The organism is Priestia flexa NBRC 15715 (assembly GCF_001591565.1).
Taxonomy (GTDB): Bacteria; Bacillota; Bacilli; order Bacillales; family Bacillaceae_H; genus Priestia; species Priestia flexa.
In genome coordinates this window covers 14,449-28,245 of sequence record NZ_BCVD01000040.1, presented here as the reverse complement: position 1 = coordinate 28,245, position 13,797 = coordinate 14,449, and the positions used below count along the sequence as shown (strand labels likewise).

13 protein-coding genes are annotated in these 13,797 nt (G+C 40.5%); all 13 read left to right on the top strand.

Annotated features, from left to right (window positions below; translation table 11 throughout):
- The first annotated feature begins 386 nt into the window (after positions 1–386).
- The gene (locus BFL01S_RS08980) at positions 387–2,075 is read left to right on the top strand and encodes a DUF6583 family protein (RefSeq protein ID WP_061785505.1); all 1,689 of its coding nucleotides are present in this window, start codon (positions 387–389) and stop codon (positions 2,073–2,075) included.
- Between the two features lie 168 nt (positions 2,076–2,243).
- On the top strand, positions 2,244–3,473 hold the full coding sequence (locus tag BFL01S_RS08975; protein ID WP_035320841.1) for an ABC transporter permease: 1,230 nt from the start codon (positions 2,244–2,246) through the stop codon (positions 3,471–3,473).
- On the top strand, positions 3,470–4,624 hold the full coding sequence (locus BFL01S_RS08970; protein WP_061785504.1) for an ABC transporter permease: 1,155 nt from the start codon (positions 3,470–3,472) through the stop codon (positions 4,622–4,624). Before BFL01S_RS08975 ends, BFL01S_RS08970 begins: the two co-directional genes overlap by 4 nt.
- Positions 4,621–5,349, top strand: coding sequence for an ABC transporter ATP-binding protein (locus BFL01S_RS08965; protein WP_061785503.1), 729 nt, complete (start codon positions 4,621–4,623; stop codon positions 5,347–5,349). Before BFL01S_RS08970 ends, BFL01S_RS08965 begins: the two co-directional genes overlap by 4 nt.
- A gap of 107 nt (positions 5,350–5,456) precedes the next feature.
- Positions 5,457–5,681 carry a helix-turn-helix transcriptional regulator gene (locus BFL01S_RS08960; RefSeq protein ID WP_025910172.1) on the top strand — a complete coding sequence of 75 codons (225 nt, stop codon included), beginning with the start codon at positions 5,457–5,459 and terminating at the stop codon, positions 5,679–5,681.
- Complete coding sequence (locus BFL01S_RS08955; RefSeq protein WP_025910174.1) at positions 5,662–6,081, top strand: hypothetical protein; 420 nt, start codon at positions 5,662–5,664, stop codon at positions 6,079–6,081. The genes BFL01S_RS08960 and BFL01S_RS08955 overlap by 20 nt, the downstream gene beginning before the upstream one ends.
- A complete protein-coding gene (locus tag BFL01S_RS20375; protein WP_156474915.1) occupies positions 6,071–6,226 on the top strand; it encodes a hypothetical protein in 156 nt (51 codons plus the stop codon). The genes BFL01S_RS08955 and BFL01S_RS20375 overlap by 11 nt, the downstream gene beginning before the upstream one ends.
- A 205-nt stretch (positions 6,227–6,431) precedes the next feature.
- On the top strand, positions 6,432–7,763 hold the full coding sequence (locus BFL01S_RS08950) for a cytochrome ubiquinol oxidase subunit I (RefSeq protein ID WP_061785502.1): 1,332 nt from the start codon (positions 6,432–6,434) through the stop codon (positions 7,761–7,763).
- An 11-nt stretch (positions 7,764–7,774) separates the two neighbouring features.
- Positions 7,775–8,788 (top strand): cytochrome d ubiquinol oxidase subunit II, encoded by a 1,014-nt coding sequence (locus BFL01S_RS08945; protein ID WP_061785501.1) that lies wholly within the window; start codon positions 7,775–7,777, stop codon positions 8,786–8,788.
- Between the two features lie 14 nt (positions 8,789–8,802).
- Entirely contained in the window at positions 8,803–8,904 is a 102-nt protein-coding gene (gene cydS, locus BFL01S_RS21440) for a cytochrome bd oxidase small subunit CydS family protein (protein ID WP_373688673.1), read from the top strand.
- Positions 8,905–8,939: 35 nt separating this feature from the next.
- Entirely contained in the window at positions 8,940–10,670 is a 1,731-nt protein-coding gene (cydD, locus tag BFL01S_RS08940; protein ID WP_025910178.1) for a thiol reductant ABC exporter subunit CydD, read from the top strand.
- Positions 10,667–12,376: a thiol reductant ABC exporter subunit CydC gene (gene cydC, locus BFL01S_RS08935; protein ID WP_061785500.1), complete on the top strand. Its 1,710-nt coding sequence runs from the start codon at positions 10,667–10,669 to the stop codon at positions 12,374–12,376. The genes cydD and cydC overlap by 4 nt, the downstream gene beginning before the upstream one ends.
- A gap of 114 nt (positions 12,377–12,490) precedes the next feature.
- Positions 12,491–13,792, top strand: a complete 1,302-nt coding sequence (locus BFL01S_RS08930) for a bifunctional metallophosphatase/5'-nucleotidase (protein ID WP_061785499.1) — start codon at positions 12,491–12,493, stop codon at positions 13,790–13,792.
- Positions 13,793–13,797: the final 5 nt, after the last annotated feature.

Genomic DNA, 13,797 nt, shown 5'->3' with positions numbered 1-13,797 from the left:
ATTGTGAAAAAAGGCTCGTTTTCCTTTCTTTTAACATGATGCTAAGTCAATGTTCATATACATATCATCGTTGAGCTTTTGGAAGATAGGAAAAAATGGAGTAAAAAGGAGGAGAAGTGATAGCCTTCTATCGAACTATAAAAAAGATCTGCTTCGTTAGGAACTGACAGATTCATATTTTTGGTAAAAATTAATGAATTTGGTTTTAATCTGGTTATATAGGGGAATGAAAAATGAGTCTTTGTATCTGTTAGGTATCTTCTTTTTATCAGCTAAATGAACTAAAAAATGTCTTTTTTTGTCGAACGACTAGAAATACTGGTAATGATTCCTTATCATGTACAAGGGACCAAACAAACAATTATTTACAGGAGGATGTAAAACGTATGAGCGATGAAAACAAAACAAGGGAAGAAACTGCTGCTTCCTTAGAAACAGCTCCAGCTCCGAGAAAAGCACCAACAAAGTTAATCATCGGATTGGCGATTTTATTTGTGCTTATTGGTGCAGCGGTTACGTTTGGCTATGTATTCATGAAATCACCAAAGCAATTATATTTAATATCTGAAGTGAATACATACAACAAAATGGCCGAAGAAATTGAAACGAAATATGGCGAAAGCTTAGCATTCCAAGAAAAAGCACTAGAGCAACCATCAAGCTCAGCGGCTTCTATCAGCGGTGATTTTTCAATGAACTCACTTGCTGCTGATCCATCTTATCAAATGATTCAAGATATGATTAGCAAATCGACGATTAATGTAAAAACAGAGCAAGACCCTAAAAAGCAAGAAACATATGGTTCATTAACGCTTGATATTGGTAACACAAAAGCACTTGACGTAGAAGGTTATCAAACAAAGGAACAAATTGGTTTTAAAGCACCAATTTTAGCAAATCAATTCTTCTATTTAAACCTTGATGAGTATGGTCAGGTTATGCGCATGTTTGACCCATCATATACGGGTCCAGATAAGTTAGAACTAAACCAAATTAAGGTGGAAGATTTAGAACTAACGGAGAAAGAAAAGAAAGCAATTGCAACAAAATACGGAAAGTTCTTCTATGATAACTTAGATGAAGACTACTTTACAAAAGAAAAGAACGCTGAGTATAAACAAGGTGATGAAACGTTAAAATTCACGCGTCTAAAGCTTGAAATGAACCAAGAACAAACGGAGAAATTTGTTCAAAAGCTTGTAGCGGAAATGGCAAAGGATGATGAGCTACAAACAATCATTGCAAAACGCGTTGCAACGATTGCTGAATCATCTGCTGCAACAGATCCAGAAATGGCTGAATTAACAGATGAAAAAGAAGTGAAAAAACAGCTAAAAGAAGGCTTGGACGAATTTAAAACAGATGTGAAAGATCTTAAATTCCCTAAAGGCTTTAAATCAACAGTTTACATCAATGATGATGAAGTAATTGTGGATCGTAACGTAGAGTTTGCTGCAACTTCAGCTGATGACAAAGACAATGTAGGAAATGTAAAAGTAGCAACAAAAGATGTAGAATACGCGGACAACAAGCGTGCTCAACAGCTAGCTCTTACGATTGGAAATGACAACAATGATAGCAAAGTAGAGCTTGATGTGACAAACGACATTACAGCTGACGGAGAGAAGAGTTCTGAAAAGTTAGTTGCTAGCGTTAACGCTTCTGATTCAACAACAGAAGACCTAAACTTAAAGTTCACAATGGATTCAGTTGTGAATGGAAAAACGGATGCGAAACAAACAGCTGATCGCAAATTCACGCTTGACTTGGGTGATCAAGCTCCTGGCTACACGTTCAGCGGTGACCTTAAGCAAGATCAAAACATTGATGCTTCAAAAGGAAAGTCAGATTACAAGTTTGATATTAACTTAAAAGTTGGTATGCCGACAGATTCAGCTGATATCAACTTAAAGATTAACTCAAATTCTGAATTAAAAGACGCGGCGGATATTCCAGCAGTTGATTCTAAGAACGGTAAAAACGTAAAAGATATTACGCCAGTTGATTTAATGAAGATTCAAGAAGACTTCTACACAAACTTACAAGGTTTAATGATGGATCTTGATATTTCTTAATCTTAACAGTTAATAGTTCATACAAAAGCGGATGACGTGTGCAGCATGTTATCCGCTTTGTTAAATTTATCAGGTTTGCAGTAGGTCTGAATCTACTTGTACAACCATATAGTAAACTATCATACCTAGTTACAATTCTAATGTAATAATGCAGGGAGAGAAGAGCAGGTGAAGATATTCTTTTATTTATGCTCATTCACATGGAAGGCGATGCTAAAAAACTGGAAGTCTTTTAGCCTGCTTCTACTTGCTCCTGTTCTATTCTTAATAGGAGCAGGGGTCATACTAACAGAAACAATGGAGGATGAAGCACGGATACAAAAGTTTCCGGTGGCAATTGTCGATGAAGATGATACGCTTCAAACAGAATACGTCATCAAACAGTTAACGGAAAGTGAGCAGTTAAGCTCACTTATCAATCCTGTGTATCCAACAAAAACAGAAGCACAACAAATGCTGTCCAAAGACGAGATTGCGGCGTTTGTTGTTTTACCAGATGGCTTTAGTCATTCGATTGCAACGGGAGAAAACATGCCTCTTGTTGTAGTGGGGAATAAAAACAAGCCGCTTCAAGCCCAGCTTTTTCGCTATGTCATGGATAGCGCAGCTGACTATACATCCGCTGCTCAAAGCGGCATTAATACAATCGATCACTTTCTACAAGAAGAAGGAGCCAGCACGGAAGAGAGACAATCTGAATTTCGTCGCAGCCTTCTTTCATTTGGGCTTCATGTTCTTGATCGTGGAAGCGTGTTTGAAGAACGAATAGCGACGTCTTTATTTCAGCAAGATATGAAGCAGTATTATATTCTCTCGTTCTTTTTAGTACTGCTCATGATTTGGAGCTACAGCAGCATGCTTTTTGTAAAAGGACTTCATTCAAATTCAGTGCTTAAGCGTATGCAGACGCACGGAGTATCCTCACTACACGTTCATCTTGCTCAGTTTAGCAGTATGTTCTTACTCGTTTTCGTTTTAGCGCTAGGATTATACGCAGTAGGAATAGAGAAGCTTGACTTGTCACTATCGTACACGTGGGGGCAACTAATTGGCAGCGTTGCAGCTAGTTCATTCGCTTTTTTAGCAACGTTTGCTCTCTTGCAAGCTATCTTCGTCAGTGAAAAGCTGTATCAGCTAGTAGGCGTTCTGTTCCTTGCTGCAGCTTCTCTTGTAGGCGGACATATTTTACCTAGCGTTTATTTACCAGAGTGGTTGCTAATGCTTCAAACCTGGTCTGTTAACGCCTGGTCGCTGCAGATGATGTTTGGCTTATTTGGAGGCTATGAGTCAGTAGACTGGTCAGAATCAATGAGCTGGCTCGTCGTTTACGGTCTCACTGCTTTTAGCTTGTCGCTCCTCTGGACGGCACTGTTTCAAAAAAGGAGAGTGAGCCTATGAATCTCATGATGGAGAAGCTGAAGGCTATTATCCGAAAGCCATTTTTATTGATACTTCTCCTGGTGCTTCCTGCTGCAGGTGCTTATGTAGGCCAAATGTTTCTTCAAAACGTTGAGAACGATGTGAAGATTCCAGTTGCCATTGCGGATGAAGACCAAAGTAAACTTTCTAAGGAAGTAATCCAGCGAGTTACGACGAATGAGAGAATTAAATTGATAGCTACAACGGCTGATGAAGGAGAAAAAAAGCTTCTCCGAAATGAAGTAGATAGCTTATTTATCGTTCGAGAAGGCTTTATGGATAATATTAAAAAAGAAGATTATGAAGAAACGATTGAGCTGGTGAAAATGCCAGCGTCAGTTGCGACGAGCGTTGTAGAAGAAGTGATTGCTAGTGAAGTAACTCGCTTATCGAGCAACAGTAAAGCTGCTATTCAAGTAGAACGCTTGTATGAACGTTATCGTTGGGAAAAGCCCGAAACCCTATGGGAAGATGCGTATCGCTATACGGACGAGCAGTGGAAGCCAGAACCGTTAATGACCATTCAATATGTGACTGATGGACAAGAAGGTGTACAACCTGATGAGAAGCAACAGACTATAAATCGCTCTGTTCCGCTGTGGGGCTTTTTGACGCTTGTTGTGTCGCTCATGGCGATGGAATGGGTCCTAAAGGAAAAAGGGCCTATTTTCAAGCGAATGAAGACCTTGCCAAAAGGCGTCATGTCTTATGTGTATCAATCGTTAGCAGCATATGGGTTTGTTTTGATCATCCAAACTGTCCTGAGCTTTTTCTTCTTTTTGAAAGTCGGAGCGGTGACAGATAGCAGAGTACTGTTGCTAATGCTCATATATCTCTGCTTTTGCTTAGCGTTTAGCTTTTGGCTAGCTACGGAATCACGTCACCTCGGGCGCTACTATACCGCAGGATTCTTGATTGCGATGATGCTCAGTATTATCGGGGGCGTATTTTTCCCAATCAGTGACATAGCGGAGCGGCTAGGCGCAATTGCTACATGGATTCCTCAGCATCTATTGGTTACGCAGCAGCTTGTACTTGCTAAAGAACTTTGGATTCAGCTTGGAACAATACTAGTCATCACCATTTTATTATGGTTAAAAGCAGTGTGGAATGTGAGGTCGATTACGTGATTTCAATTGAAAAAGTAAGTAAGCGTTATGGAAGAAAAAAATCATTAAATAAAGTGTCTTTGCATGTAAAAAAAGGTGAGGTACTGGGACTGCTAGGACCAAACGGTGCAGGGAAGTCTACGCTTTTATCCATTTTAGCAACGCTCACTAAGCCTTCGAGCGGCGAAGTGGTCATCAACGGTCAGCGTTTAAAAAAAGCTAAAAAGCACATTCGCAGTCAAATTGGCTACGTCCCGCAAGATATTGCACTGTGGGAAGAACTGACGGTAAAAGAAAACATGCGACTGTGGAGTAAAATGACGGGGCGATCCGTATCAGATGATGAGCTAAAAACACTTTGTAAATCTGTGCAGCTAGAGGGGAAATGGAGCGAAAAGGTTCAAAATTTATCAGGCGGAATGAAGCGGAAGCTCAATATCGCCGTTGCGCTCATTCATAAACCAGCGATTTTACTTATGGACGAGCCGACGGTGGGAATTGATTTGCAGTCGAAAATGGAGATTGGCAGATACATTCAAAAGCTTACGAGAGAAGGAAAAACAGTCATCTATATTACGCATGACTTGAATGAAATTCTAGGTTTATGCCACCGATTTGCTGTGTTAAAAGAGGGAGAAGTACAGTTTATCGGTACGATGGAAGAAGCGAGAACCGCAACAAGACAACACAGTGACGAAGCCGTCATCTATCAGCTCCTTCATCCAGCAGTGCAGCGTGGTTATTAAAAGTCGTCTCTACAAGTTAGGGCGGCTTTTTTATTTGTGATAAAATGTAATATATATATTGAATTATGTCATGTATATGTTACAATTAAAATGGAAGTAATTGGTATATAGTTAAAAATAATGTGAAGTTATTTCGAGTTCAAGCAGATTTAACTCAAAGTGAGTTGGCTGAGAAGGTTGGCGTAACAAGGCAAACGATTAGCCTAATTGAAAAAGGGAAGTATAATCCAACTTTAAAACTATGTTTAGAAATTTGTTATGCAGTCGATCAAACGCTTAACGATGTTTTTTGGGTAGAAAGAGAGGGCTCCAATGAAGAAAATAAAAGATGAACGCCTTATTGTTCAAAACTTAAAAAATATTCGAGTGGCTTTTATCATTCAAACATTAGGGATTTTATCCTTATTAGTTTATGACGGGTTACAAAACGGTATTTTACATGCTTATGAAAACCCCCTTTGGTTTATTTTTATTTTAACGGCTGTTGTATTAGGTTACTTAAATTTGAAGATATCAGTGGATGTTTATGACAACAAACGTGAAAATCTTGTTCCTTATTATATTATTCCCCTTGGCAGCTTCCTGCTTGGAGGAGTGTTTACACTAATTGTGACAGCTGGTCCCGATGGAAATCTTCAAAGTGGATTGCTAGTAGGAAGCGTTGTAGGACTTGTGTTTTTTCTAACTTTTACATACGGACACTATTTAGTAAAAAAGAGAAATGAAGAGTAAAAGAGGCGGAGACATAAGTCTTTCGGTTAGCGATTTATCGGAACGATTGAGAGATAATTCGGAAACCAATTTAAAAAAAGAGTGGAATGGAACGAACGTGTTCTTACAACCTAACGATGTTAAAACAGTCATGATTCTTCTTTGAGAAGGGATCATGACTTTTTTATATTTCAGCTTGTTTTTTTACAGGACCTTCTAAAATTGTGTCGAAATTAAGATTGTGAAATTGTGAACAAACTTTAACAAAATGGTGAACAGTATGGTCAACTATAAAAGAAGTTTTTATACTAGGGACTACAATCTGCTAAGAGAAGAGAAAATTCTCTTCCTACATAAAGGAGGAAATGTTTGTGTTTGAGTATGATCCGGTCTTGTATAGTCGAATCTTAACCGGTTTAACACTAGCTGTGCATACGATTTTCTCAACATTAGGAGTCGGGGTTCCACTCTTAATTGCACTTGCTGAATGGATAGGAATTAAACGAAACGATGAACACTACCACTTGCTCGCTAGAAGATGGGCACGCGGATATATCATCACGGTTGCTGTCGGAGTTGTGACAGGTACAGCGATTGCACTGCAGCTGAGTTTGCTATGGCCAAACTTTATGCAGGTAGCTGGTCAAACCATTAGCTTTCCGCTCTTTTTAGAAACATTTGCGTTCTTCTTTGAAGCTATTTTCCTCGGAATTTATTTATATACGTGGGATCGCTTCAAAAATAAAATGTATCACTTGCTGCTGTTAATTCCAGCTGCGCTTGGTGCAACCGCATCGGGTTTCTTTATTACAACGGTAAACTCATTTATGAACGCACCGCTGGGCTTCACATATGAAAACGGCGTGCTTTCAAATATTAATCCGATTGCGGCTATGTTCAACCCGGCGACGCCGACAAAAGTGTCGCACGTTTTATCCTCGGCTTATTTAACGTCTGCGTTTGTGCTTGCAGCTATTGCAGCTTTTGCAATTTTACGAGGACGCGATCACGTTTATCATAAAAAAGCGCTGCATTTATCAATGGTCGTTGCGTTTGTCTTTGCCATTGTAACGGCACTTGTTGGAGATTTGTCAGGCAAATATTTAGCAAACTATCAGCCTGAAAAACTCGCAGCGGCTGAATGGCATTTTGAAACAATGGAAGAAGCTTCGCTAATTTTAGGCGGTATTTTAACCGAAGATAACGAAGTGAAGTACGCGCTTGAAATTCCGTATGCGCTCAGTATTTTAGCTCACGGAACTCCGGGAGCTGAAGTCATTGGGCTTGAAGAATACCCTAAGGAAGATTGGCCGCCACTTGTTGTTCACTACATGTTCGACTTGATGGTTGCAATTGGAATGGGACTTGCGTTCATTTCATTTATTTACATTGTGATGAAAAAGAAAAAATCATGGAATCCGCTTAACAAACCGCTTCTTAGCTTAATAGTAGCCGGTGGGCCGCTAGCGATGCTTGCGATTGAAGCAGGATGGTTCTTTACAGAAGAAGGACGTCAGCCTTGGATTATTCGAGGCGTTATGCGTACAGCAGAAGGAGCAACAACGTCTCAGCACGTTGATATTATGCTTTATCTGTTCGCTGCTTTATACGTCATTTTAATTGTATCGGCCGTGACGGTTCTTATTCGTACCTTTAGAGCAAATCCTGTCGAAAAAGAATTGAAAAAACGCGGGATTGAATAGGGAGGACTACTATGAGCTACGAAGTAATTGGTATCACGGTACTATGGACATTTTTATACGGTTATTTAATCGTTGCTTCAATTGACTTTGGAGCAGGGTTCTTTAACTACTATGCATCGGTGACAGGGAAAGGACATGTTGTACAAAAAGTAATCAATCGTTACTTGTCTCCGGTATGGGAAGTAACGAACGTATTCTTGATTTTCTTCTATGTTGGATTAGTTGGTTTCTTCCCGTCTCTTGCTTATTATTACGGAACGGCACTGTTGGTTCCTGGAAGCATCGCAATTATCTTAATTGCGCTTCGCGGTTCGTACTATGCGTTTCACCACTATGGAAACAAAGGGCGTCTAGGCTATCAACTTTTATACGGAGCAACGGGACTTTTAATTCCAGCTTCACTTTCCATCGTCTTGACGATTTCAGAAGGTGGTTATATTAAGCTAAACGGCACGAATGTTTCACTTGACTACGGGGCGTTGTTCACCAGCTTTTATTCATGGGCCGTTGTGCTTCTTGCAGTGGTGAGCGTTCTGTATATTTCTGCTTGTTTTTTAACCTTTTACGCGCACAAAGCAGGAGATGAAGGGGCATTTCGCATTTTGCGTAAATACGCATTGTTTTGGAGTACACCTACGATTTTGGCTAGCTTTCTTGTCTTTTGGGCCATGTCAGATCATAACAGCGAGCACTTTGCGAAAATGTTAGATGTATCGTGGCTGTTTGTTTTGTCATTCTTGTTCTTTGTCGGAGCCGTTTATTTTATCTGGAAGAAAAAGCGTCTTGGTTTATCATTTATCTTTGTCATGCTGCAGTTTGCCACAGCATTTTACGGGTACGGAGCGGCGCATTTACCGTACTTACTCTATCCGCACGTGACGATTTATGATAGCTTCACAAACGATACAATGGCCATCACGCTTATCATTTCCTTTCTTGCAGGACTATGCTTGCTCGTTCCATCATTATACTTATTGATGCGACTGTTTCTATTTGATAACGAGTACGTGCAGGGTAAGAAGTGAAGGAGGGACGAAATGTGAATACGTTTTTGATTATGATAGCACCTGTGTTGCTTGTGGTTGGTGCAATTGTGTTTTTGTTCATCTGGGGGGCAAAAGGAAAAAGCCCTTATCAGTAAGTACTGCTAACTAAACGTAAGGAGACCGATTGTGTATGGAACTGCTGAGAAAACGAGCATTTGCACATAAAAAAATGATGATTCCGCTCATCCTATCATCGTTGCTAAACGGTGTGATGTTAGTTGGCCAAGCATATTTCTTTGTGTACATTGTCGACCAAATCTTCTTGAAGGACGCGTCGTTTCAAGACGTGCTTCCTTCTTTTATTTATTTATTAATTGTCTTAACTGCTCGGGTGCTGTTTATCTATCTATCAAGAAAACTAGGAATTAAGCTTGGTGAAAAAGTGAAGGGTGAAATCCGAGAAGAGCTTTTTGAAAAATATGCAAACAACCCTTTACAAGCTTCGTTAAGCGGCCAAACGGGTAAAAAAGCGAGCGTAGCGATGGATGCGATTGATGAAGTGGATAACTACTTTAGCTTCTATATTCCGCAGGTCATCCAAACGAGTATTTTGCCGCTTATTATCTTACTTGCCGTGTTTACGCAGCACTGGTTTTCAGGATTATTAATGATGATAACCGCACCATTTTTCCCGATTTATATGATTGTGATCGGGTTAAAAACGCAAAAAAAAGCGGATGTTCAAATGGAAAAAATGACGGCTTTTTCAGGTCATTTCCTCGATGTTCTGCAAGGATTAACGACGCTGAAGCTCATGCGCAAAGCAAAGGTGCAAAAAGACAAGATGAAAGAGAAAAGCTTTGAATTTCGTGATGCGACAATGGATGTTTTGAAAACAGCATTTTCATCTTCTCTGGCACTGGAGTTTATTGCGATGCTAAGCGTTGGTCTCATCGCCTTTGAGCTTGGCCTACGCCTTGTTGTATTTGAAAATATTACGTTTTTTGCATCGTTTTTTATTTTAATTCTCGCACCGGATTTTTATCTATCGCTTCGAGATTTAGGTAGTGCATTTCACGCTGGAAGAGGTAGCATCGGGGCAACGAATAAAATCAAAGAAGAGCTTGAAGCTTCCGAACACGGAGTGAAGTGGGGAAATCATCGAGTAGAGCAAGGGCAACCTGCTCATATCGTGCTGGATGATATTCATTTTTCTTATCAAGAAGGAGCATTTTCATTACGTGACGTTTCGTTAATCATTAAGCCGTTTGAAAAAGTAGCGATTATCGGTCCAAACGGATCAGGAAAAACAACGCTGCTTCGATTGATTTCGGGTTTAATTGATCCAACAGAAGGACAAGTAGTCATTAATGGAAAACAGCGAACTGACATTAGCGAAGCGGATTGGTTTGAATCTATCAGCTATATTTCTCAGCACCCGTATTTATTTTCCGGAACGATTAAAGAAAATATTTGCCTTGGTACACAAACTCAAGTGACGGAAGCAGAACTTATAAAAGCAGCCGAAAAAGCGGGGCTGTTACCGCTTATTCAGTCGATGGAAGCGGGCTTTGATACGCTGATAGGTGAAGGGGGAAGAGGCCTCTCTGGCGGTGAGAAACAGCGCCTTGCACTAGCTCGTGCATTTATTAAGCAGCCTTCTCTCATTGTATTTGATGAACCGACAACTGGTCTCGATTTAGTAACGGAACAAATTCTACAATCATCCATTAAAGAGCTAAGTGAGCGAGCAACCATGATTACCGTTGCTCATCGACTTTATACGATTCGAAATGCGGACCAAATTGTTTATTTGCAAGACGGAAAAGTCATTGATTCAGGAACGCATGATGAATTAATGACGCGCATTGACAGCTACCGCGACATGATGCAGGCGCAGCAAGGAGAGGGTGTTAGATGAGAAATTTACTGACAATCAGCACAATTGTACTGAAAGAAAAAAAGGATATTGTATATACGACGATATTCGGTGTACTAGCAGGGCTCATCGGCATCTCTTTATTCGGTGCAAGCGGGTATGTCATCTCCAAAGCAGCTCTTATTCCACCGCTGTATACGTTAACGGTTATGCTTGCGCTTTTAAAGCTGTTTGGTATTGCAAAAGCTGTAACAAAATATGCGGAGCGTTATTATTCACACCGAGCAACTTTTACGATTTTGGGAAACCTGCGCGTACGCTTTTTTGAAAAATTAGAACCGCTCATGCCTAGCGTACTTCATCAGTACCGCAGCGGGGATTTACTAGCACGAATTGTTGGAGACGTAGAAAATTTACAAAACTTTTTCCTGCGGGTATTCTATCCGCCAATCGTTTTTTTCTTTGTTTTCATTAGCACCATTTTCTTTACATTGTTTTACTCAGTTTGGATTAGCGTGACCTTAGCTATTGGAATGCTCCTCACGGGGGTTGTTGTACCCATGCTTGCTGCGTGGAGGCAGCAGCGTTTAAAAGCATCTACTCAAGAGCTCAGAAGTGAGCTATCAGCAGAAACAACGGAGTTTTTATACGGGTTTCGAGATTTAAAAGTTCATCAAAAAGTAGAAGAAAAGCAAGGAAAGCTAACTGAATTATCTAAGCGTTATTTAAGCGCTCAAGCAAGAAAGCAAGAAGCGGAAAACGCAAGCCAATCGTGGAGCTTAGTTATTTCCATGTTCGTATGCTGGGCCGTAACTTTATTCGGCGTCTATGACGTCACGCGAGGCGAGCTGGACGGGTTATTCCTAGCAATGCTTATTATGATTGGACTGAATGTATTTGAATATGCAGTTCCAATGGCTGCATTTCCGACTCATTTCGAAGATAGCCGTCGCTCTTCGGCGCAGCTGTTTTCTGTTATGGGTAACCAGAAAGAAGTGAAGAAGCGTGTTTCAGCTGTGCTTCAAGATGAACCGATGGACGTAGAAGTGAGAAATCTATCATTTGCGTATGGAAATCGCAACGTACTAGATGATGTCTCTGTTACGTTTTCAGCTGGCTCAAAAACGGCAATTGTAGGACCTAGTGGTTCTGGTAAATCCACTTTGTTTCAACTGCTCGTCAAGCTGTATGAGCCTACCTCAGGCACCATATCCATTAATCAAGAGTTCTTAACGAATGTTGAACAAGAAGATTTGTGGAGCTATACGAATGTCGTGATGCAGGAAAATCATTTTTTCTACGGGACGGTTCGTGACAACCTCCTGCTAGCAAATGATAACGCGTCTGATATCGAGTTAAAAGCAGCGTTACAAGCGGTGGAGCTACATGCGTATGAGCTCGATGATCGCATCTTAGAAAAAGGTGAAAACCTATCTGGAGGCGAGCGTCAAAAGTTAGCAATGGCTCGTGCATTTTTGAAAAAAGGCCGAGTTTGGCTACTGGATGAACCTTTCTCATCAATGGACTTGCTAACGGAACAAAAAGTGATTGCCGAGCTAACACAAAAAGCAAAGGACGCAACGCTTATCTTCATTAGCCACCGTCTTGCTGGCTTAGAGCGGATGGATCAAATTATTGTCATGGATGAAGGCAGAGTGGTTGAAGTTGGTTCGTTCTCTGAGCTGATGAGTAAGAAAGGTTACTTTTATCATTTAAAGCAAGTAGAAAAAAGCATTTTATTTTCATGATAAAAGCGTATCAGACCTAGCTGATGCGCTTTTTGTTATGTTTGTCTTTACATATCGTTCATACTTCCTTAATGCTTCTATGGTAGCCTAACGATAACAGCATGAGGAGGGGATATGGTCGGTGGGAGCCCTCCTATTTCTTCGTTATTTAATGATGAACCAACAATTGAATTTTTAAATTTGCTAAACGTTGATATTGGTACGCCAGGCAATCATGAATTTGATCGTGGAGTAGCAGAAATGAAGCGCTTAATTCATGGTGAATCCCCTCAGGAAAAAGGAAACTTTAAAGGAGCTACAGCACAGTACACCTCAGCCAACATTTTAGATAAGAAAACGGGTGAAACCGTGTTTCGGCCGTATGTCATCAAAAAAATAAACGGAGTGAACATGGGCTTTATCGGAGTTGTCACAACGGATACAAACGATTTTGTTTTGGCAAATAGTCGAGAAGAAGTAATGATTACCGATGAGGTAAATGCCATTAACAAAAGCGTAAAACAACTGAAAGAGCAGGGCATACGTTCTATTGTCGTCTTAGCTCATGTTTCTGTGCAGTCTGATCAAAATGGTGGGAATCCAAAGGAAGATTTAGCTGAAATGGCATATAAAGTAGATGACGAAGTAGACGTCATGCTAGGAGCTCATAACCATCAGTACGCTAATACCGTTGTCGATGATAAGCTGCTCGTTCAGGCTTACTCCTATGGAAAAGCTTTTTCACAAGTTGAGCTTGGGATTGATAAGCGTACTGAAGAGATTGCTTACAAACAAGCGGAAATTGTACCCGTAGAACATGAATCCGTAAAGCCAGACCCAAAAGTAATGACGTTTTTACAAACGTATAAAGATCAGCTTGGTACGGATGCTGGTAAAAGCATTGGAACGCTTCCTTATCAGCTGACGCGTAAAAAAAATGAGCGAGCTGAGTCGCCTCTTGCTCAGCTTGTGGCAGAAGCAAGCAGAAAAGAAATGCAGGCGGATATCGCGCTTGTTCATCATGGGGGAATTCGAGCGAGCCTTCCGAAGGGCGACGTGACGAAAAAAGATTTGTATACAGCTTTTCCTTTTGAGCATCATCTCGTCAAGATTGAGGTAACAGGGGGAGACCTGTATGAAATTTTGGAACAGCAGTGGAGTGAAAAATATGATGCAGCTTTACAAACAGCGGGCATTACAGTGGAATGGAATGACTTAGCGCCGTTTGGTGAGCGGATTGAAGAGATTAAAGCAGAAAGTGGTGAGCCGATTGAACTGACTCAAACGTATACGATTGCTCTGTCAAACTATCTGCAAGAAGGTGGAGATGGCTTTTCAAAACTTACAAGTACGAAAGTTTTACAGAAAGGTCCGCTTATAGTAGATGCTGTAGCTATGCATTTTGAAGATAGCTATCCATTAGTTGTTCAGAAATGAAAAAA

Bases quoted from the DNA above. Each gene is read 5' to 3' on its own strand.
- BFL01S_RS08980 (WP_061785505.1), top strand. From the start codon at position 387: ATGAGCGATGAAAACAAAACAAGGGAAGAAACTGCTGCTTCCTTAGAA.
- BFL01S_RS08970 (WP_061785504.1), top strand. From the start codon at position 3,470: ATGAATCTCATGATGGAGAAGCTGAAGGCTATTATCCGAAAGCCATTT.
- BFL01S_RS08955 (WP_025910174.1), top strand. From the start codon at position 5,662: ATGAAGAAAATAAAAGATGAACGCCTTATTGTTCAAAACTTAAAAAAT.
- BFL01S_RS20375 (WP_156474915.1), top strand. From the start codon at position 6,071: ATGAAGAGTAAAAGAGGCGGAGACATAAGTCTTTCGGTTAGCGATTTA.
- BFL01S_RS08945 (WP_061785501.1), top strand. From the start codon at position 7,775: ATGAGCTACGAAGTAATTGGTATCACGGTACTATGGACATTTTTATAC.
- cydD (WP_025910178.1), top strand. From the start codon at position 8,940: ATGGAACTGCTGAGAAAACGAGCATTTGCACATAAAAAAATGATGATT.
- cydC (WP_061785500.1), top strand. From the start codon at position 10,667: ATGAGAAATTTACTGACAATCAGCACAATTGTACTGAAAGAAAAAAAG.
- BFL01S_RS08930 (WP_061785499.1), top strand. From the start codon at position 12,491: ATGGTCGGTGGGAGCCCTCCTATTTCTTCGTTATTTAATGATGAACCA.